This window comes from Streptomyces sp. NPDC021012, assembly GCF_044333355.1.
Lineage (GTDB): Bacteria > Actinomycetota > Actinomycetes > Streptomycetales > Streptomycetaceae > Streptomyces.
The window spans coordinates 436,527-455,546 of the sequence record NZ_JBIRQU010000005.1 but is presented as its reverse complement, the minus strand read 5'-3'; the positions used below and the strand labels follow the sequence as shown (position 1 = coordinate 455,546).

The following is a 19,020-nucleotide window of genomic DNA, read 5'->3' as shown; positions in this document are numbered from 1 at the left end:
GCGAGTGAAGGACCGCCCGCCCCTCCCGGCCACCGCTCAGGCCGTCGCCTCAGCCGTCCGTGCCCAGGATCAACCCGGACGTGGGAACACCCGTGCCCGCCGTGACCAAGGTCCGGGCCGCGCCGGGGACCTGATTGACCGACGAGCCGCGGATCTGCCGTACCGCCTCCGCGATGCCGTTCATGCCGTGGAGGTAGGCCTCGCCGAGCTGCCCCCCGTGGGTGTTCAGCGGGAGCGCGTCGGCCGCGACGAAGTCGGCCGCCTCCCCGGGCCCGCAGAAGCCGAACTCCTCCAGCTGCATCAGGACGAACGGGGTGAAGTGGTCGTAGATGACGCCCACGTCGATGTCGGAGGGCGCGAGCCCGGAGGTCCGCCACAGCTGCCGGGCCACGACGCCCATCTCCGGCAGCCCGGTCAGCCCGTCCCGGTAGAAGCTGGTCATGGCCTCCTGCTTGCGGCCGGCGCCCTGGGCCGCCGCCAGGATCACGGCGGGCGGGCGCGGCAGGTCGCGGGCGCGCTCGACGGAGGTGACGACGATCGCCTGGCCGCCGTCGGTCTCCTGGCAGCAGTCGAGGAGCCGGAGCGGCTCGGCGATCCAGCGCGAGGCGGCGTGGTCGGCGAGGGTGATCGGCTTCCCGTGGAAGTACGCGGCGGGGTTGGTCGCCGCGTACTTCCGGTCCGTCACCGCCACGTGCCCGAAGGCCTCCGGGGTCAGCCCGTACGCATGCAGGTACCGCTGGGCGGCCATGGCGACCCAGGAGGCCGGGGTGAGCAGCCCGAAGGGCAGCTGCCAGCCGAGCGCCGCGCCCTCGGCGGAGGGCTCGCGCTGCTGCACGCCGGAGCCGAAGCGGCGCCCCGAGCGCTCGTTGAAGGCCCGGTAGCAGACGACGACCTCGGCGATCCCGGCGGCGACGGCGAGGGCGGCCTGCTGCACGGTGGCGCAGGCGGCGCCGCCCCCGTAGTGCACGCGGGAGAAGAACGACAGCTCGCCGATGCCGGCCGCCTGGGCGACGGTGATCTCGGGGTTGGTGTCCATGGTGAAGGTGACCAGGCCGTCGACGTCGGCGGGGGCGAGCCCGGCGTCGTCGAGGGCCGCGCGGACGGCCTCGACGGCGAGGGAGAGTTCGCTGCGGCCCGAGTCCTTGGAGAACTCGGTCGCCCCGATGCCGACGACGGCCGCCCGCCCGCCGAGCGCGTCCCTGTCGCGGAGGCTCATCGGGTCACCTCCACGGTGACGGTCCCGGTGACGTGGTGCCCGAGCCCGTTGGCGCCGACGACCCGGACGGTCGCCGTGTCCCCGTCGACGTCCGTGACCGTGCCGGTGAGGACCATGGTGTCCCCGGGGTAGTTGGGGGCGCCGAGCCGGATGGCGACCTTCCGGAGGACGGCCCGGGGGCCGAAGTGGTCGGTGACGTACCGGCCGACGAGCCCGTTGGTCGTGAGGATGTTCATGAAGATGTCCGGGGAGCCCTTCTCCCGGGCCAGCTCGGCGTCGTGGTGCACGTCCTGGTAGTCGCGGGAGGCGACGGCCCCGGCGACGATCAGGGTGCGGGTGATCGGGATGCCGAGCGGCGCCAGCTCGTCCCCCGGGCGCATCGCGGTGCCGAGCGGCGCCAGCTCGTCCCCCGGGCGCATCGCGGTGCCGATCGGCTCCGGCTCGTCCCCCGGCCTCATCACGCGTCTCCCTTCGCCAGCAGGTCGCCGAGTCCGGCGAGGAGTTCGGTGCCGCAGCCCAGGTACGCGTCGAGCTGCCGGCCCCACAGGAAGTGCCGGTGGACGGGGTGGTCGAGGTCGGCGCCCATGCCGCCGTGCAGGTGCTGCCCGGCGTGCACGACCCGCTTGCCCGCCTCGGAGGCCCACCAGGCGGCGGTCAGGGCCGCCCCGGCGGCGTCGAGGCCCTCGTCGTGGCGCCAGGCGGCCTCGTAGGCCGTGACGCGGATGGCCTCGGTGTCCATGTGGGCGTCGGCGGCCCGCAGTTGCACCGCCTGGTGGGTCGAGAGCGGCCGGCCGAACTGCTCCCGTACGGAGGTGTGCTCCACGGCCCGGGCGAGGGACCCGGCGCACACCCCGGCCTGGAGCCCGGCGAACGCGATCCGCGCGGCGGCGAGCACGTCGTCGTGGGCCCCCGAGCCGCCGAGGCGCTCCCCCGGCGCCCCGTCCAGGACGAGCCGGGCGGCGGACCAGGGCGCGGTGAGCTCGACGGCCTCGACGGCGGCCGCGTCCTCGGTGCGGACCAGCCACAGCGCCCGCTCCTCGTCCGGTACGAGCACATGGGTGGCGTCCCTGAGCCAGGGCACCCAGTCGACGGCGCCGCCGAGCCGCCCCGCGCGGGAGGAGACGGCCCCGGGGAACGCGCCCGTCACCACCGTCGTCCCCTCGCGGAGGCCGGGCAGGAGCCGGGCCCGCTGCTCTTCCGTACCGTGCCGGGCGACGGCGAGGATCCCGTACACGCAGCTCGCGGCGAACGGCACCTGCGCCGTCCTGCGTCCCTGCTCCTCCAGGAGGAGGACCAGGCCGAGCAGGCCGATCTCCTCGACGGCGCCCGGGAGTCCGGCCGCGCAGAGCGCCTTCCAGAGCTCGGCGTCCGTGCCGGTACCGGCGGCCCTGAGCCGCTCGTGCCCGGAGAGGTCGGCGAAGATCCGCGCGGCCAGCTCCCGGGCGGCCTGCTGCTCCTCGGTGGGGGTGAAGTCCATGTCAGTCCTCCCCTCCCGCGTCTCCCGCACGGAAGACGGGAAGCTCCAGGTCCTCGTCGACCCGCAGGAACTCCAGGCGTACGGGCATCCCGATCCGCACCTTGTCGTACGGCACCCCCACCACGTTGCTGATCATCCGCACGCCCTCGGCGAGCTCGATCAGCCCCACCGCGTACGGAGGGTCGAAGGCCGGGAAGGACGGGTGGTGCATGACCACGTACGAGTAGACGGTCCCCTCGCCGCTCGCCTCCACGGTGTCCCACTCCCGCGAGCCGCACGCGTTGCACCCCGGCAGCCAGGGGAAGCGCGGCTCCGCGCAGTCGCCGCAGCGCTGGATGAGCAGCCGGTGCCCGGCCACGCCCTCCCAGAACCCGGCGTTGTCCCGGTTGACGACGGGCCGGGGTCTGCGGGGCGTCGTCTTCTCGACCGGCCGGGCGGCGGGGGCGTACTTGAGGATGCGGAAGCGGTGCGTGCCCGCGAGTTCGCCGCCCGCCCGGACGTCCGTCCGCGTCGTCACGAAGTGCCCGGTGCCGAGCTTGGTGGTCTTGCGCTCCGACACGGACTCGATGACGGTGTCGAAGCCGATCTCGTCGCCCGGGCGGAGCGGCCGCAGGTACTCCTGCTCGCAGTCGGTGGCGACGACCGAGGTGTATCCGGCCCCGTCGAGGAGGGCGAACAGCTCCTCGTACGCCGACGAGCGGGCGGTGTGCCCGGAGAGGCCGCCCATCGTCCACGCCTGGAGCATGGTCGGGGGCGCGACGGCGTCCGGCCCCTCGTACGCGGGGTGGGCGTCCCCCATCGCCTCGCACCAGTGCCGGATCATGGGCAGGTTGACCGGGTCCTTGCCGGTCCCGGCGCTGGCGGCGGACCGTCCCACGAAGGCCGTGAGCCGCTCGTACAGCGCGTCGGCCCCGTCCGTACCGCTCATCGCCGGCCCCTCCCCTTCATGCCGAGCCGCATCCTCGCGACGATCTCGCGCTGCACCTCGCTCACGCCTCCCCCGAAGGTGTTGATCTGCGCGGCCCGGTTCATGCGCTCCAGCTCACCGCCGCCGAACTCCCCCGGCGATCCCGCGCGCACCGTCCCCGCCCCGCCGGCGATCTCCTGGCAGATCCGGTACACCTCCACCGCCGACTCGGTGCCCGCGAACTTCACGCCGCTCGCGTCCCCCGGGGCCAGCCGCCCGGCCCCCACATCGCCGACGAGGCGCCAGTTCAGGAGGCGTGTAGCGGCCAGCCGGGCATGGGCCTCGGCGGCCCGGATCCGGACCCAGGGCTCGTCGATGCGGCGCCTGCCCGTCACCGGATCGGGGGTGCGCGCCCGGTCGAGGACGGCCGCGAAGAAGTCCTCGGCCTGCATGCCGATCGCTGCGAGCGCGACCCGCTCGTGGTTGAGCTGGCTGGTGATGAGGCCCCAGCCGCCGTGCTCGGGCCCGACGAGGTTGCCCGCGGGGACGCGTATGCCGTCGTAGTGGGTGGCGGTGGTCGTCAGCCCGCCCACGGTCTCGATCGGGGTCCACGAGAAGCCGGGGGAGTCCGTGGGGACGAGGAGGATGGAGATGCCCCGGTGCGGGGGCGCGTCGGGGTCGGTGCGGCAGGCGAGCCAGATCCAGTCGGCGTTCTGGGCGTTGGAGGTGAAGACCTTCTGCCCGTCGATCAGCCAGTCTCCCCCGTTCTCGGCTTCGCTCGAGCGGGAGGTGTCCCCCTCGTCGCGGACCGCGCGGGTCCGGAGGGAGGCGAGGTCGGTGCCGGCCTCGGGTTCGCTGTAGCCGATGGCGAAGACGGTCTCGCCGCGCAGGATCCGGGGCAGGAAGAAGGCCTTCTGCTCCTCCGTCCCGTACGCCATGAGCGTGGGCCCGACGGTGTTGAGGGTGACCATCGAGACGGGGGCGCCCGCGCGGTACGCCTCGTCGAAGAAGACGAACTGCTCGTCGGGCCCGCGGCCCTGCCCTCCGTACTCCTCGGGCCAGCCGAGACCCAGGAGCCCGTCGGCGCCGATCCGGCGGAGCAGCGCGCGCTGGGCGGCGGCGTCGGTCGCGGGCGGCGGGCCGTCGGGCATGACCTCCCGGAAGTACGCGCGGAGTTCGGCGCGCAGCCGCAGCTGCCGCTCGGTCGGGGCGAGGTGCACGGCGACGGCCTCCCGTGGGACGACTGAGATTTCTGACTGTCCGTCAGATTCCACGGCCGTGTCAAGGCGTGCGAACGCGCGACGGCCCGCGCGCCGGTGCCGAAGCACCGCCGCGCAGGCCGTCGTTCACACCACGGTCACGCCCCCCGTCGGGCCGGTTCCCGCACCGCGGGTCACCACCACGGGTGGAAGTTCACCACGTTGTTGGACTGGTCGATGTGGGTGAGGGCGGAGCCGTTCACGCTCGCGGTGTTGTTCTGGTTGGAGGCACCGGAACCGGTCGCCACCTGCTGCGTCGTGGTCGAGTTGCCGAAGTTGTCCCCGCCGACGCCGCTGCCGATGATCGTGGCGACGCTGGTGTTCGATCCGTCGTCCGCGAAACCGCCGTTGTCGGCCTGGGCCACCCCGGCGAAGAGCGCGGCGGCGAGGGGCAGGGCGGCGGCAGCGGCGAGGATGCGGGCGGTACGGATGCTTGCCATGTCTGTTCCTCCGGGAACTGAAAGCTGATGCTGGTGCACGGAACTTCGCTACGGAACTGCTGTGAAGTACGGCCATTCCCAAGGCAGTTGGCCGACCGCCCCGGTCTTTCGTGCTCGACGTCGCGAATCCAGAGTTGCCCACCGAATCCCCGGCGAACCACCCCGGAGCGCCCGATTCCCCCGCAAGCGTGAGGACAAGCCGATAAACCCCTCAGCCGCGAAGAAGCCGCAGCTCACGCGGGCGAAGGGGATCCGGAGGGCCTCCGGGGGCACCACGACCGGTGCGCCGCAAGAGAGGAAGCGTTCCGGCAGTTTTTCCGCCGATCTCTCTCCCGGAAGGGCGGCACGGCGCGTCCCCGCCCCGGGGAAATCGATCAGAAAACCATCAGGGGAAAAGAAATTCGACGACTGCGAGATCGACCGTGAGATCGGCCATGAGATCAACCACGAGGCCGACCGTGGGTTCGGTCGTCAGGAGGCGTCCCGCACCGCCGCCTCGAAAGCCGCGTACGCCGCAGCGTCGAAGAGGACGAAGCGGACCTCCTCCACCTCGGTGCGGGCCGCCCGTACCGTCTCGACGGCGATCCGGGCGCCGTCCGCCATCGGCCAGCCGTAGATCCCGGTGGAGACGGCCGGGAAAGCGACCGTGCGCGCCCCCAACTCGTCGGCGACCCGCAGCGATTCGCGGTAGCAGGAGGCCAGCAGCTCCGAGCGGTCCTCGTCCCGCGACCAGACCGGCCCGACCGTGTGGATCACGTACCGGGCCGGCAGCCGCCCCGCCGTGGTCGCCACGGCCCGCCCGGTCGGCAGCCCCTTGCCGTAGTGCGAGCGGCGCAGGTCCTCGCAGGCGGCGAGGATCTCCGGCCCGCCCTTCCGGTGGATGGCCCCGTCGACCCCGCCGCCCCCGAGGAGCGAGGAGTTCGCGGCGTTGACCACCGCGTCCACCGCCTCGGCGGTGATGTCTCCCTGGACGAGCACGACCCGCATCTCCACACCCCTGTCTCCGTGGTTCCCCGAACCGTACGGTCCCGTCCGCGGAGGAACGACCGCTTTACCATCTCGCCGGACCGGGAAACCCCCGTCCGGAGCCGTCGACGGCCCTCACGCGGGACGATGCATACGTACGGGATGGCACCGGTGGAAGCGATGTCACGCGTACGAGTGGGTGTGGGGACGGTACGGCCCCGCTCCGGAACGGCCGCCCCGGGGGACGCGCGCCTCCGGGCCCGCCGGGCGGGAAGAGCGAAGTGCCCGGCTCAGAAGGCGTTTCCGGCCCTCAATCGATCCGCGCTGTGAGCGTGTCTAACCCCAAGCCGACGCCTAAATTGTTCAGAATGTCACCTACTGCCCCAGTTGAAACTACGAAGTTTCATTGCCTAGGAGCGTGTCATGCAGATTCGCAGGTGGCTCCCAGACCAGCCCACCCTCATCGGCCGCCACGACTGGCCGGACGAGGGCGGCAAGGGAACGCATCTGCGGCTCCGGGCCGGCTCCATCGTCGTGCTCGACCGACAGGCGTGGCGCGTCCTGGAGATCACCGGATACCCCGGCAACTCATGGCCGAAATCCTACGAGAAGGCGTGGAACGAGCACGTCGAGCTGTGGTGGCACGCCAACGAACTGCGGCGGGCCGAGAACCAGTCCTTCAAACCGGCCCCCGAACGCGCCGAGTTCTACAAGCGGCCGGTGGTCCTGGCCCTGCGCGACGAGAACCTGCCCCGCTCGGCGGTGAAGCACTGGTGCGCCCCCGCCAGCCAGGACTGGCAGGTCCTCCCCGAGCACTACGCCGTCTGCCGGGCCTGCGGCGAACTGCCGCCCTGCCACCACGGGGAGTACCGCCCGGAGGGCGGCCCCCGGCGTCCGGAGCAGAGCGGCGGCATCCCCCTCATCGTCCCGGAGGGCTGCTGCATGGGCTGCGCCGAGCAGATCAAGCCCCGCATGCGGACCGTGCGCTTCCCCGGCCCCAACCTCTGGTACCCCGACCTCGGCGACGACACCGCGGTCTTCCACTCCCGCTCCTCCTGCGAGGACCAGGTGGAGTACTACCGCGCCCAGTGGCAGAGCGAGTACGCCAAGCCCGCCGCCCACCCGGCCACCCCCGCCTTCCCTGGCTTCGACCGCCTCCTCCTCCCCCGAGCCCGCCAGGCCCAGCTCCCTGCACCGCAGTACGAGCAGGCACCGCAGTACGAGCAGGCACCGCAGTACGAGCAGGCGCCGGTCAGGGAGTACGACCAGACCCCGGTCACGCCGTACGAGCAGGCTCCGGTCACGCTCACGGCCCCGCAGTACGACCAGGCCCACACCCCTGCCCCTGCCCCGCAGTACGACCAGCCCCCGACCCCGGCCTCGCAGTACGACCACGCCCCGGCCTCGGCTCCAGCCCCTGCTCCGACCCCGGCCCCTGCCCCGGCCCCGCAGCACGGCCAGGACCACTTCGCCGCCCCGCAGCACGTCCGGGAGGAGGCGCCCACCTCCCTGGCCACCGGCTCCGGCACCTTCTCGCCGTCCTTCGACGGCTACCGGCCGGAGTCCGAGCCGTACGCCCCGGCCCCTCAGAGCGCGCCCCCCGCGTCCGTCCCCGTCCTCGCACCCACGGCCCCTCTCGCGGCCGTCGAGGACGTCGGTCCCGCCGCCCGGGCCGCGGAGGAGCTGAGCCGCTCCCTCACCGACCGCCCGGTCTTCCACAACGCGGAGCAGGCGGCCCGCGTGATCGAGGAACTCACCGCCGCGGTCCGCAACATCGCCCTCTACCTGAACAACCCCCAGGCCCGCAGCCACCCCTGAACCCGCCCGGCCCCGGAGAACGCCGACGGCCCCTGACCGTTCCATCCGGTCAGGGGCCGTTCGTCTGCGGTGGGTGTGGGATTTGAACCCACGGTGACTCGCGCCACGACGGTTTTCAAGACCGTTCCCTTAGGCCGCTCGGGCAACCCACCCTCGCCCCGGTCCACCTGGGGCGGAGCGGGCTACAGCGTACCGGCTGCGGGGCGGGGGCGGCGATGAGATCACGGGGCGGGGGGTCGGGTTAAAGTCCCTTGTTCACAAGATTTCCACATATGGAACGCGTCATGCGCGTTTCCCGAAGGGCAGCAGGGTGCACGGCACGATCGACGGCTTCAGTTACGGCATGGTCACTCCCTTGGTGGGGTACGTGATGGCCTGCCTCGGAAGCGCCCTGGGGCTCCGCTGCACGGTGAGGTCCCTCCGTACCGACCACGTGAGGAAGCCCGGCTGGCTGGCGCTCGGCGCGGCCTCCATCGGCTGCGGCATCTGGACGATGCACTTCATCGCGATGCTCGGTTTCCAGGTGCGGGAGACCTCGATCTCGTACGACGCGTCCCTGACCTTCCTCAGCCTCCTCGTGGCCGTGGTCGTGGTCGGGATCGGCATCTTCATCGTGGGCTTCCTCGGCACCCGGCCGGCCCCGCTGCTCCTGGCGGGCCTGCTCACCGGGCTCGGCGTCGCCGGCATGCACTACCTGGGCATGGCGGCGATGCGGATGGGCGGCGAGGTGCTCTACGACCCCCTCGTCGTCGTCCTGTCCGTGGTCATCGCCGTGGTCGCGGCGACCGCCGCGCTGTGGGCGGCGGTCTCGATCCGCGGCTTCCTCGCCAGCCTGGGCGCCAGTGTGGTCATGGGCGTCGCCGTGACCGGCATGCACTACACCGGCATGGCCGCGGTCAGCGTGCGCGTGGACCACGCCTCGCACACGATGGGGGCTTCTTCGCTCCTCGACGTGCTGCCGATGCTGGTCGGTCCGCTCGTCTTCCTCGTCCTCGCCGCGGGCGTCGTGATGTTCGACCCGCTGCTGATCATGGGCGAGGACGAGCCGGGGCGCCGCAGCCACCGGAAGGACGGGTTCACCGCCTCCCGGATCGACATCGGGGACATCGGCATCGGGGCCGGGGCCGGGGACTCCAGGGTCGGGGCCGGGGCCTCCGGGGCTTGGGCCCCGGAGGGCGGGACCTACCCGACGACGTCCCGGGCCGACCACCGGAACGTGTGACGGACGAGGAGGGGAGCACCGGATGTCCGGTGCTCCCCTCCTCGTTCGCTCCCTGTCCGCCCCGCCGGTCAGCTGTCGCCGGTGCGCTCGCCCAGGGTGACGGTGGCCGTCGCGGTCTTGCCGTCACGCTCGTAGGTGATCTTCACCGAGTCGCCCGGCTTGTACGTCCAGATCTCGCTGATCAGGGTGCGGCCGCTGTCGATCGGGTGGTCGCCGAAGCCCGTGATCACGTCGCCGGCCTTCAGGCCCGCCTTCGCCGCCGGGCCGTCGGGCGTGACCGGGGCCGTGCCGCCGGAGCCCTGGGTGGCGATCGTCGCGCCCTGGCCCTTGTCGTTCATGTTCACGGTCGCGCCGATCACCGGGTACACCGGCTTGCCCGTCTTGATCAGCTGCTGGGCCACGTTCTTCGCCTGGTTGACCGGGATCGCGAAGCCGAGGCCGATCGAGCCCGCCTGGGACTGTCCGAAGCCGCCGCTGGTCGACTGGATGGCCGAGTTGATGCCGATCACCGCGCCGCTCGCGTCGAGCAGCGGGCCGCCGGAGTTGCCCGGGTTGATCGAGGCGTCGGTCTGCAGCGCGCTCATGTACGAGTTGCTGCCGCCGGAGCCGTCGCCCGAGGCGACCGGGCGGTTCTTGGCGCTGATGATGCCCGTCGTGACCGTGTTGGACAGGCCGAAGGGCGCGCCGATCGCGATCGTCGAGTCGCCGACCGCGACCTTGTCGGAGTCGCCGAGCGGCAGCGGCGTCAGCCCCTTCGGGGCGTCCTTCAGCTTCAGGACGGCCACGTCGTAGCCCTCGGCCCGGCCGACGACCTCCGCGTCGTACGTCTTGCCGTCCGAGAACGTCACGGACAGCGTGCCGCCGTCCGCCGCCGACGCCACCACGTGGTTGTTGGTGACGATGTGGCCTTCCTGGTCGTAGACGAAGCCCGTGCCCGTACCGCCCTCGCCGTCCTGGCCGCCGGACTTCGCCTGGATGGTGACCACGCTCGGCAGGGCCTTCGCCGCGACCGCCGCGACCGTCCCCGGGTCGCGCTTGAAGGAGGCCGGGGCCTGGCCCGAGGAGACCGTGGTCGAGCTGAAGCCGTTGTCGCCGCGCTCGGCCGCCCAGTAGCCGATGCCGCCGCCGATGCCGCCCGCGACGAGCGACGCGACGAGCACGGCCGCCACGAGGCCGCCGATCCTTCTGCGCGGCGCCTCGGGCGCGGGCGGGTGCGGGGCGCCCCAGGCGGGGACGGCCGGCGGGGGAGGCGGCGGCCAGCCACCGGCGGGGGCCGCGGCCGCGGGGGGCGCGGCCGGAACCGTGGCCTGGACCGCCGTCGGCTCGTCCGCCTGCGGAACGGGCTGGGGGGCCGTCTGCGGAGTCGGCTCCGGGGCGGCCTGCGGCACGGACTCCGGGGCGGGCTTCTCCAGGGACGGGGACGCCGCCGGTGCCGGGGGTGCGGGAGGCGTCGGAGGGGCGGACGGGGCAGCCGGGTCCGCCGGAACCGGCGTGCCCTCGTTCTCGGTGCTCACAGCTCGCTCTCCTCGTCGACTGCGCGGGGTCGGGGTCTCGGGATGCCCATGGGGCTCCAGGGTGCTGCACCAGCTTTTCCCACCGGACGTCAGGCCGCTGTAAGGCGGAGCTGTGCGTTCGCACCCCATCCTTTATATACGGACAGAACGGACGGGTCCCGAGGTGCTCGCGGGGTGCTCGCGGAGCCCCGCCAATGGCACCATGACGCCGTGACCCACGCACGGCAGCACCAGAACCGCGTCCCCCTCCAGGTCGTCGCCCACCGCGGCGCGTCCGAGGACGCACCGGAACACACCCTGGCCGCCTATGTGAAGGCCATCGAGGACGGCGCGGACGCCCTGGAGTGCGACGTCCGGCTCACCGCCGACGGCCATCTCGTCTGCGTCCACGACCGGCGCGTCGACCGCACCTCGAACGGCCGCGGCGCCGTGTCCGCGCTCGAACTCGCCGACCTCGCCGCCCTCGACTTCGGCACCTGGAAGGGCCGGGACGAGTCCGGCGAGATCCCCGACTGGGGAGACCCCGGCCTCACCTCCGTCCTCACCCTGGAACGGCTCCTGGAGCTGGTCTCCGACGCCGGGCGGCGGGTCGAGCTGGCCATCGAGACCAAGCACCCCACCCGCTGGGCGGGCCAGGTCGAGGAGAAGCTGCTCCAGCTCCTCCGGCGCTTCGGCCTGGACGCGCCCGCGTCCCCCGCCGAGTCCCCCGTACGCGTCATGAGCTTCTCGGCCCGCTCCCTGCACCGGATCGCGGCCACCGCGCCGACGCTGCCCACCGTCTCGCTCGCCCAGTTCGTCTCGCCCCGGCTGCGCGACGGGCGGCTCCCGGCGGGCGCGCGCATCGCCGGCCCCTCGGTCCGGATCCTCCGGCACCACCCCGCCGTGATCCTGCGGCTCCAGAAGGCCGGGCACCAGGTCCACGTCTGGACGGTGGACGAGGCCGAGGACGTCGAGCTCTGCCAGCGCCTGGGCGTGGACGCGATCATCACCAACCGCCCGAAGCAGGTACTGGCCCAGCTGGGCCGCGGCTGAGGCCGGAGCTCGGAGACCGGAGCCCTGAAGCCGGAATCCTGAGCCCTGAAGCCGGAATCCTGAGCCCTGAAGCCGGAATCCTGAGGCCGGAACCGGCCCTCTCCCGTCGCCGCTTTCCCGTCCGTCACAGGGGACAACAGCCCTGACGGGGTGTGCACCGGCGCGTTCCCCGCGTACGCGATCGTCACGAGTGCCTCATCACACGCGGATTGGCCGGTTTCCGGTCCAGTCCATTGGGGCATCCACACGGTGGCGTGGGGCAAAGGAGGTCTCGGGGGTGGCGTTGGTGGTGGCACAGGAGGTGCCCACGTCGTCGAGCATGGCCGTACCCCATGGCCCTGCGGGCGTGGGTGAGGCGAGGCACCGGATGCGGGACGAGCTGTACCGCAGCGGGGTCTCCGAATCGGTCGTCGACGACGCGGTACTGATCCTTTCCGAACTGCTCAGCAATGCCTGCCGCTACGGCAGACCGCTGGGCCAGGCGGAGCGTGGCGAAGGCGATGTGCGGGCGGCCTGGCGGGTCGACCCGGCGGGCGGCCTGCGGGTCGAGGTGACCGACGGGGGTGGCCCGACCAGGCCCGTCCCGTCGACGCCCTCGGTCACCGCACGCGGCGGCCGCGGGCTGAACATCATCGGCGCGCTGTCCCAGGACTGGGGCGTACGGGACAGCGCGACCGGCGAGGTCACCGTCTGGGTGCAGGTCACCGAGGGACACCGCCGCGAGGACTTCGCGACGCGCGTCGGCGGCGGCTCGGGCTTCGACTTCCTCGACGCGTACGACGATCTGGACTGAGCGGCAGTACGGGAGCGCGGGCGGGCGCGGCCTCATGGCCGCGCCCGCCCGCGCCGTCGTGCCGCCCCGCCTGAACGGCCCGGGGGCCCGGTGCGGCTAGGCTCGCGCCCGACACAGCACCGCACACAGCACAGCCGCGATCGGGAGAAAGCCCACCATGGCCAAGAAGCGCCCCCAGACGAAGGCCGGCAAGACCGGTCAGGCACAGGTCACGAGCGGGGAGATCCCGGTCGTCGGCGCGCGCGAGCCGTGCCCGTGCGGTTCGGGCCGCCGCTACAAGGCGTGTCACGGCCGGGCCGCCGCGCACGCCGTGACCGAGCTGGTCCAGCGCCCCTTCGAGGGTCTGCCCGGCGAGTGCGACTGGGTCGCGCTGCGCGAGCTCGTGCCGGCCGCCACCGTGCCGCTCACGCTGAAGGGCGGGCTGCCCGAGGGCGTGCCGTCCGTGACGCTCGCGACCGTGCTGCCGATGGCGTGGCCCGCGCTCCGCCGCGACGACGGCTCCGTCCTGCTCGCCCTGCAGAACGACTCCACCTCCGGCGACCTGGCCCGCGACCTCGCCGACACCCTCCAGCGCGCCCTGGAGGCGGAGCCGGGCACCCCGGTCCCCGCGCGCCGCGTGCCGGCCGAGGGCCCGCGCCTCCAGGAGCTGCTCGACGCGGACGCCCCGTTCGTTCCGGAGGTCCACACGGGCTTCGAGTTCTGGATCCCGCAGTCCGCGGACGGCGCCGACCCCGAGGTCGCCGCCTCCCTGGAGCGGGCCAACGCGGCCGCGATCCCGACCGTGAAGCTGACGAGCGTCGACTCCGCGTACTGGTGCGAGGTTCCGGACAAGAACCACCTGCGCTGGGTCATGCCGTACCCGGAGGAGAAGCTCCTCGACGCGCTGGCCCGCCTCCAGGCCGGCGAGGGCACCTCGCTCGGCGCGGACACCCGGCTCGTCGGCTCCTTCCGGGCCCACGGCCTGATGGTGCCGGTGTGGGACCTGCCGTCCTCCATGACCGCCGAGGACTGCGAGAAGCCGGCGGCCGAGTTCGCCGAGCGGCTCGCCGCGGCGCTCGCCTCGGACGCCCCGCTGACGGCGGAGGAGCGCCGGGCGCGCGGCGGCCTCACGAACCGTCAGGTGACTCTCAGCTGATACCCCAGGCGGTATCGGTGACTGACAGACCGACCGGTCGGTGACTTCCGCCACAGAGGGGTCTGCGCTCGGACAAATCCCTGTCCGAATAACCGAGATCGAATTTGCGAACAGCAGATCTCTTGTTACCGTTCTGGAAGCCCGGTCGCTGGTGCATCCCCCGTCGCCAGCGACCGGGCCTTTCCATGTCCGCCGCCGGAAGAACCGGGGCGTCCGACATTCAACTTCCTTGACTTCCCGCGGTGTTGCTTCCCGCGCGGAGCAGCAGGGGAGTGTTTCCGCCCTCGCCCGCTCCGGCGAATTCCGCGACCGCCGTATAGGCGGCGGCCGTGCCCCGGGCACGCTCCCTCGGTGATTCACAGGTGCCCGGCTCGTCCTGCGCCGGGACGGGGCAGTCCACTTGCACGGTCCGCCCGCCGGGGCCCATGAGGGTCAGAAACGCGTCGAGCTGTCGGCCCGTCACGTTCCGGTAGTACGTCCGCGCCCAGACGTCGGGCCCCTCGGTCAGGACACAGGTCTGTGCCTCGGCCCCCTCGGGCGAGGCGAGTTCCGGCCCGCAGCGCGTGACCCGCTCGGGCGCCGCCGGAACCGGGCCGGAAGGGGCCGCAGCAGAGGAAGGGGCGGCGGGAGCGGCGGAGTCCGGCGTACGGGGTCCCAGGCCGAGCCCCTTCAGCAGTCCCCCGGCCTTCGCGTCGCCCCCGGCACTCGCACCGGCCGGGCGCCCGGGATCCCCCGTCGGCTTCGCCGTCGCGACGAGGGGCAGCAGGACGGCGACCGTGACGGCGGTCCCGAGTCCGACCACGCGGAGGTTCACCGGGCTCATGGGACCCACCACCTGCTCCTGAGATCTTGGACGGTGGTGTGAACATAGCGGCGGGGTCCGGGCGCCCGGTCGGCCGCGCGCCCGTTTCCCGTACAAGTCGGACCGGGACACACCCGTTCGGGTGAACGGTCCTCTCGGGCGTGCCTCAGTGCGCCCGCCGGCTTCCGCCGCCCGGCGCGCTCGTGCTCGCCTCGACCAGGGCGTCGACCACCGCCTCGACGTCGGGCAGCCACGGCCGGGCCGAGCCCGCGAGGGGCGCCCGCTCCCAGCGGACCTGCCCGGTGCCCGCGACCGACGGCGGAAGGAGCAGATAGCCGCCCTCGCCGTGGAACCGCAGCGTGCCGGGCACGCTGTCCTTCGCGTACAGCAGCTCACCCAGCCGTTCGAGGCCGTACGGGGCGACGAGGATCGACCAGCGGGTCGGGCTCGCCACGACCGGGCCGAGCCGCATGCCCGCCGCGTCGAGCGCGGCGAGGGCCCGCGCCCCCGCCGCCGCGGGGAGGCTGACCGCGCAGGGCGCGCGGCCGCCCGTGGCGAGGAGCACCGGGGCGTCCGGGCGCCGGGTCCACCACCAGCGGACCATCCGCTCGTCCGTGGTGGCCGCGAGCAGTCCGGGGTCGTAGGGGTGCGCGCCGGGCACCGCGCAGTCGGGGTCGGGGCAGGAGCAGGCCACAGGGGTCGCACCTCCCTGGGCCGTACGGGTCGTCGCTCCCGGAGCCGTACGGGTCGTCGCTCTCAGGCCCGCGCCCGGCAGGACGGGCCAGTTCCACTCGACCGCGAAGGTGACCGCGGCGTCGAGCCTGGCGGTCCTCTCCTTGCGCCGGAACCGGAGCCTGCGTCGCCTTCCGAGGATCTCGCGCATGAGCGCTCGTTCCTTTCCGTTGAACGCCGAATCCACATCACACCATGTGCAGAACTCTTCACCGTGCGTATCAGCGCGTGCCGGGTAGGCGGGGTGCCGACCCGCCGGGGGGCGGGGCGGACCGGGCCGGTGCCGGGTGGATCCCGGGGGGACCGGGTGGAGCCAGGTCAGAGCCGGAGCGGGTCAGAACACGTTCCCCGCCACTCGGTGGCGGGTTGCGGCCTGCGGCGGGAAAGACGCCGGGGTTCCGCGTCACGTTCCGGGGCGGTGCCAACTGCCCCTGCCTGTCACCGATTACGTACCCAGCACGCTTGGAATGACGCGCTTTCAAACGACGCCAGTCGACCGCAAAAGGTGCACACCGGGGACGATTTTCGGCCAACTTCCCATGGACTTCAACCCCCTCGCACGGCCTCCCGGACACCACAAGTCCCGCGAGGACAATGCTGGACATCGTTCCTCTTCTGCGTGTACATGTGGATGCATCGAGCAGCTCGGAATGACATGGGGGTTTGCGATGCTATGGCGTCAAACGCACCGGTCGGAAAGCCGACTGCCATGAGCGCCCCACAGATGCCGAAAGTGGCCGGAATCGACTCCACGGTTCCGGGGCCCCCGCACACTACGTCGCCCCTCCACGGGGTTCCGGCGGCGGCCGGCCCCTCCGACGAGGCCCTTCCGCCCGGCGTCCTGATCCAGGACCGGCTGGCCTCCTGGGTCTCGGACCTCACCACGCTCCACGAACTCACCGAGCGGCTCATCAGGACCGCCTCCCTCGACGGGGCCCTCCGCGAGGTGCTCGGCGCCGGAGCCGCCCTCGTCGGCGCCCGCCGCGGCATGGCCGTCCTCGAACCGGCCGACGGCCACGGCCCCACCAGCACCATCGGCCTCGGCCTCGCCCACGCCGAGCTCGGCACCATCGAGACCGTCCCGCGCGGCGCCACCAGCTACGGCCGCCTCCTCGACGGACTCCCCGACCCCGCGCACCCGGAGCGCGTCCCCGACCCGATCGCCATCCGCGACGTCCGCACGGAGGAGGGCCTCGACCCGCGCCACCGCGAGGTCGCCGCCCGCCTCGGCTACGCCGCCAGCTACGCCCTCCCCCTCGCCACCGAGGAGGCCGGCCGGCTCGGCGCCCTCGTCTGGCTCTACGACGAGCCCGCCGAGCCCACCGACCGGCAGCGCCACCTCATCGGGCTCTACGGCCGCTTCGCCACCGAGCACCTCGCCCGGCTCGTCCAGGTCGAGCGCGCCCGCGTCCAGGTCTCCACCGTCGCCGAGGAGCTGCTCCCCAGCCGCCTCCCCCGCGTCCCCGGCGTCCAGCTCGCCGCCCGCCACCGCACCGGCCCCCTGGGCGGCGGCGACTGGTACGACGCGCTGCCGCTGCCCGAGGGCGCCCTCGGCCTGGCCGTCGGCTCCGTCTGCGGCACCGGACCCAGCGCGCTCGCCGCCATGGGCCGGCTGCGCGCCTCCCTGCGGGCGTACGCGGTGATGGAGGGCGAGGACCCCGTCGCCGTCCTCTCCGACCTGGAGCTGCTGCTCCGGCTCACCGAACCGGCCCGCTCGGCGACCGCGCTCTTCGCCTACGCCGAGCCCGCGCAGCGCCGCATCGTCCTCGCCGGCGCCGGGCACGCCCCGCCGCTGGTCGTCGGCGACCGCCGCACCGAGTTCGTCGAGACCTCGCTCTCGGCCCCGCTCGGGATGCTCTCCTGCTGGGAGGCGCCGAGCGTGGAGCTGTCCCCCGCACCTGGAGAAACGGTGCTTCTCTACACGGACGGGCTGCTGCGCCGTACCGGCGACGCCACGGACCGGGCCTTCGCCCGGCTCCACGCGGCCGCCGCGAGCGTGCCGAAGGCCGACCGGGGCGACCCGGGCGCCGTCGCCGACCACGTCCTGCGGACCCTGCTCCCCGAGGGCCTCGACCCGGCCGTGGAGGGGGAGGACGTGGTCCTGCTCGCCGCGCGCTTCGAGTGACCTCCGGGTGACTCAGCGGTAATGGGTCTTCCGGCCCTGGGCCCCCTTCCGTACGACCGTACGATGGTGGGGGTTCAGTGTCGTACCAAGAGGAGGCAGACCCGTGGCCGAGGAGCTCACGCCGGAGACCCCGGAAGAGACGACCGAAGAGCAGGCGATCAAGCAGCGGAAGAACGGCCTGTACCCGGGCGTGTCCGACGAGCTCGCCGAGAACATGAAGTCCGGCTGGGCCGACACCGAGCTCACCGGCCTCGCGCCGATCGCGCAGGCCGACAAGACCGCCGCCCGCCGTGCCGCGCTCTCCGCCCGCTTCCCGGGCGAGCGCCTGGTGATCCCCGCCGGGAACCTGAAGACCCGGTCGAACGACACCGAGTACGCCTTCCGCGCCTCCACCGAGTACGCGTACCTCACCGGCGACCAGACCCAGGACGGCGTCCTCGTCCTGGAGCCCACGGCCGACGGCCACGAGGCCACGATCTACCTGCTGCCGCGCTCCAACCGCGAGAACGGCGAGTTCTGGCTCGACGGCCAGGGCGAGCTGTGGGTCGGCCGCCGCCACTCCCTCACCGAGGCCGAGCAGCTCCTCGGCCTCCCGGCCAAGGACGTCCGCGAGCTCGCCGAGGCCCTCAAGGAGGCCACCGGCCCCGTCCGCGCCGTCCGCGGCCACGACGCCGGCATCGAGGCCGCCCTGACCGACAAGGTCACCGCCGAGCGCGACGAGGAACTGCGGATCTTCCTCTCCGAGGCCCGCCTCGTGAAGGACGACTTCGAGGTCGCCGAGCTGGAGAAGGCCTGCGCCTCCACCGCCCGCGGCTTCGAGGACGTCGTCAAGGTCCTCGACAAGGCCGAGGCCACCAGCGAGCGCTACATCGAGGGCACGTTCTTCCTGCGCGCCCGCGTCGAGGGCAACGACATCGGCTACGGCTCCATCGCCGCCGCGGGACCGCACGCCTGCACCCTGCACTGGGTCCGCAACGACGGCCCGGTCCGCTCCGGCGACCTGCTGCTGCTCGACGCCGGCGTGGAGACCACCGAGCTCTACACCGCCGACATCACCCGCACCCTGCCGATCAACGGCCGGTACAGCGACATCCAGCGCAAGATCTACGACGCCGTGTACGAGGCGCAGGAGGCCGGCATCGCCGCGGTGAAGCCCGGCGCCTCCTACCGCGACTTCCACGACGCCGCGCAGCGCGTCCTCGCCGAGAAGCTCGTCGAGTGGGGCCTCGTCGAGGGCCCGGTCGAGCGCGTCCTGGAGCTCGGCCTCCAGCGCCGCTGGACCCTGCACGGCACCGGCCACATGCTCGGCATGGACGTCCACGACTGCGCCGCCGCGCGCACCGAGAAGTACGTGGACACCACTCTCGAGCCGGGCATGTGCCTGACCGTCGAGCCCGGTCTGTACTTCCAGGCCGACGACCTGACCGTGCCGGAGGAGTACCGCGGCATCGGCGTCCGGATCGAGGACGACATCCTCGTCACCGAGGACGGCAACCGGAACCTCTCGGACGCGCTGCCGCGACGCGCCGAAGAGGTCGAGGCGTGGATGGCCGCGCTGAAGGGCTGATCCCCGCGTACGTTG

Annotated in this window: 17 protein-coding genes and 1 tRNA gene; 7 read left to right on the top strand and 11 right to left on the bottom strand. The window is 73.0% G+C overall.

Annotated elements, in window-relative coordinates; translation table 11 throughout:
- Positions 1 to 49: 49 nt before the first annotated feature.
- The 7 genes from ACH4TP_RS19595 to ACH4TP_RS19565 all read right to left on the bottom strand — a co-directional run bounded on the left by ACH4TP_RS19595 (position 50) and on the right by ACH4TP_RS19565 (position 6,286).
- Positions 50 to 1,216, bottom strand: a complete 1,167-nt coding sequence (locus ACH4TP_RS19595; protein WP_398438622.1) for a lipid-transfer protein — start codon at positions 1,214 to 1,216, stop codon at positions 50 to 52.
- Positions 1,213 to 1,596, bottom strand: coding sequence for a MaoC/PaaZ C-terminal domain-containing protein (locus ACH4TP_RS19590; RefSeq protein ID WP_389223199.1), 384 nt, complete (start codon positions 1,594 to 1,596; stop codon positions 1,213 to 1,215). Before ACH4TP_RS19590 ends, ACH4TP_RS19595 begins: the two co-directional genes overlap by 4 nt.
- Before the next feature lie 77 nt (positions 1,597 to 1,673).
- Positions 1,674 to 2,693 carry an acyl-CoA dehydrogenase family protein gene (locus tag ACH4TP_RS19585; protein ID WP_389222409.1) on the bottom strand — a complete coding sequence of 340 codons (1,020 nt, stop codon included), beginning with the start codon at positions 2,691 to 2,693 and terminating at the stop codon, positions 1,674 to 1,676.
- A gap of 1 nt (position 2,694) precedes the next feature.
- Complete coding sequence (locus ACH4TP_RS19580) at positions 2,695 to 3,621, bottom strand: bifunctional MaoC family dehydratase N-terminal/OB-fold nucleic acid binding domain-containing protein (RefSeq protein WP_398438621.1); 927 nt, start codon at positions 3,619 to 3,621, stop codon at positions 2,695 to 2,697.
- Positions 3,618 to 4,820 carry an acyl-CoA dehydrogenase family protein gene (locus ACH4TP_RS19575; protein WP_398438620.1) on the bottom strand — a complete coding sequence of 401 codons (1,203 nt, stop codon included), beginning with the start codon at positions 4,818 to 4,820 and terminating at the stop codon, positions 3,618 to 3,620. Before ACH4TP_RS19575 ends, ACH4TP_RS19580 begins: the two co-directional genes overlap by 4 nt.
- A gap of 173 nt (positions 4,821 to 4,993) precedes the next feature.
- A complete protein-coding gene (locus tag ACH4TP_RS19570) occupies positions 4,994 to 5,299 on the bottom strand; it encodes a hypothetical protein (RefSeq protein WP_398438619.1) in 306 nt (101 codons plus the stop codon).
- Between the two features lie 471 nt (positions 5,300 to 5,770).
- Positions 5,771 to 6,286, bottom strand: coding sequence for an O-acetyl-ADP-ribose deacetylase (locus ACH4TP_RS19565; RefSeq protein WP_398181674.1), 516 nt, complete (start codon positions 6,284 to 6,286; stop codon positions 5,771 to 5,773).
- A gap of 402 nt (positions 6,287 to 6,688) precedes the next feature.
- Here ACH4TP_RS19565 and ACH4TP_RS19560 point away from each other — a divergent pair, with 402 nt between their 5' ends.
- Positions 6,689 to 8,083 carry a hypothetical protein gene (locus ACH4TP_RS19560; RefSeq protein ID WP_398438618.1) on the top strand — a complete coding sequence of 465 codons (1,395 nt, stop codon included), beginning with the start codon at positions 6,689 to 6,691 and terminating at the stop codon, positions 8,081 to 8,083.
- Positions 8,084 to 8,150: 67 nt separating this feature from the next.
- On the opposite strand, the gene ACH4TP_RS19555 is transcribed toward ACH4TP_RS19560, so the two are convergent.
- A tRNA-Ser gene (locus ACH4TP_RS19555) sits at positions 8,151 to 8,235 on the bottom strand.
- Positions 8,236 to 8,393: 158 nt separating this feature from the next.
- Between ACH4TP_RS19555 and ACH4TP_RS19550 the strand changes: the two genes are divergently transcribed.
- The gene (locus ACH4TP_RS19550; protein WP_398438617.1) at positions 8,394 to 9,305 is read left to right on the top strand and encodes an MHYT domain-containing protein; all 912 of its coding nucleotides are present in this window, start codon (positions 8,394 to 8,396) and stop codon (positions 9,303 to 9,305) included.
- A 68-nt stretch (positions 9,306 to 9,373) separates the two neighbouring features.
- Here the strand turns inward: ACH4TP_RS19550 and ACH4TP_RS19545 are convergent, their stop codons facing one another.
- Positions 9,374 to 10,819: a S1C family serine protease gene (locus tag ACH4TP_RS19545; protein WP_398438616.1), complete on the bottom strand. Its 1,446-nt coding sequence runs from the start codon at positions 10,817 to 10,819 to the stop codon at positions 9,374 to 9,376.
- 210 nt (positions 10,820 to 11,029) lie between these two features.
- Here ACH4TP_RS19545 and ACH4TP_RS19540 point away from each other — a divergent pair, with 210 nt between their 5' ends.
- From ACH4TP_RS19540 to ACH4TP_RS19530, 3 genes are all read left to right on the top strand, one after another.
- Positions 11,030 to 11,851, top strand: a complete 822-nt coding sequence (locus ACH4TP_RS19540; protein WP_389222423.1) for a glycerophosphodiester phosphodiesterase — start codon at positions 11,030 to 11,032, stop codon at positions 11,849 to 11,851.
- A gap of 190 nt (positions 11,852 to 12,041) precedes the next feature.
- Positions 12,042 to 12,644: an ATP-binding protein gene (locus ACH4TP_RS19535; protein WP_398180911.1), complete on the top strand. Its 603-nt coding sequence runs from the start codon at positions 12,042 to 12,044 to the stop codon at positions 12,642 to 12,644.
- 157 nt (positions 12,645 to 12,801) lie between these two features.
- On the top strand, positions 12,802 to 13,779 hold the full coding sequence (locus ACH4TP_RS19530) for a DUF5926 family protein (protein WP_389222427.1): 978 nt from the start codon (positions 12,802 to 12,804) through the stop codon (positions 13,777 to 13,779).
- A gap of 220 nt (positions 13,780 to 13,999) precedes the next feature.
- On the opposite strand, the gene ACH4TP_RS19525 is transcribed toward ACH4TP_RS19530, so the two are convergent.
- Together ACH4TP_RS19525 and ACH4TP_RS19520 are read right to left on the bottom strand one after the other, a co-directional pair.
- Positions 14,000 to 14,602: a hypothetical protein gene (locus tag ACH4TP_RS19525; protein WP_398180915.1), complete on the bottom strand. Its 603-nt coding sequence runs from the start codon at positions 14,600 to 14,602 to the stop codon at positions 14,000 to 14,002.
- 145 nt (positions 14,603 to 14,747) lie between these two features.
- Positions 14,748 to 15,464, bottom strand: coding sequence for a bifunctional DNA primase/polymerase (locus ACH4TP_RS19520; RefSeq protein ID WP_398180918.1), 717 nt, complete (start codon positions 15,462 to 15,464; stop codon positions 14,748 to 14,750).
- Between the two features lie 522 nt (positions 15,465 to 15,986).
- On the opposite strand from ACH4TP_RS19520, the gene ACH4TP_RS19515 reads away from it, so the two are divergent.
- Both ACH4TP_RS19515 and ACH4TP_RS19510 read left to right on the top strand, forming a co-directional pair.
- The gene (locus ACH4TP_RS19515) at positions 15,987 to 17,438 is read left to right on the top strand and encodes a PP2C family protein-serine/threonine phosphatase (protein WP_389222433.1); all 1,452 of its coding nucleotides are present in this window, start codon (positions 15,987 to 15,989) and stop codon (positions 17,436 to 17,438) included.
- Between the two features lie 103 nt (positions 17,439 to 17,541).
- Positions 17,542 to 19,005 carry an aminopeptidase P family protein gene (locus tag ACH4TP_RS19510; protein ID WP_398180921.1) on the top strand — a complete coding sequence of 488 codons (1,464 nt, stop codon included), beginning with the start codon at positions 17,542 to 17,544 and terminating at the stop codon, positions 19,003 to 19,005.
- The last annotated feature ends 15 nt before the right edge of the window (positions 19,006 to 19,020 follow it).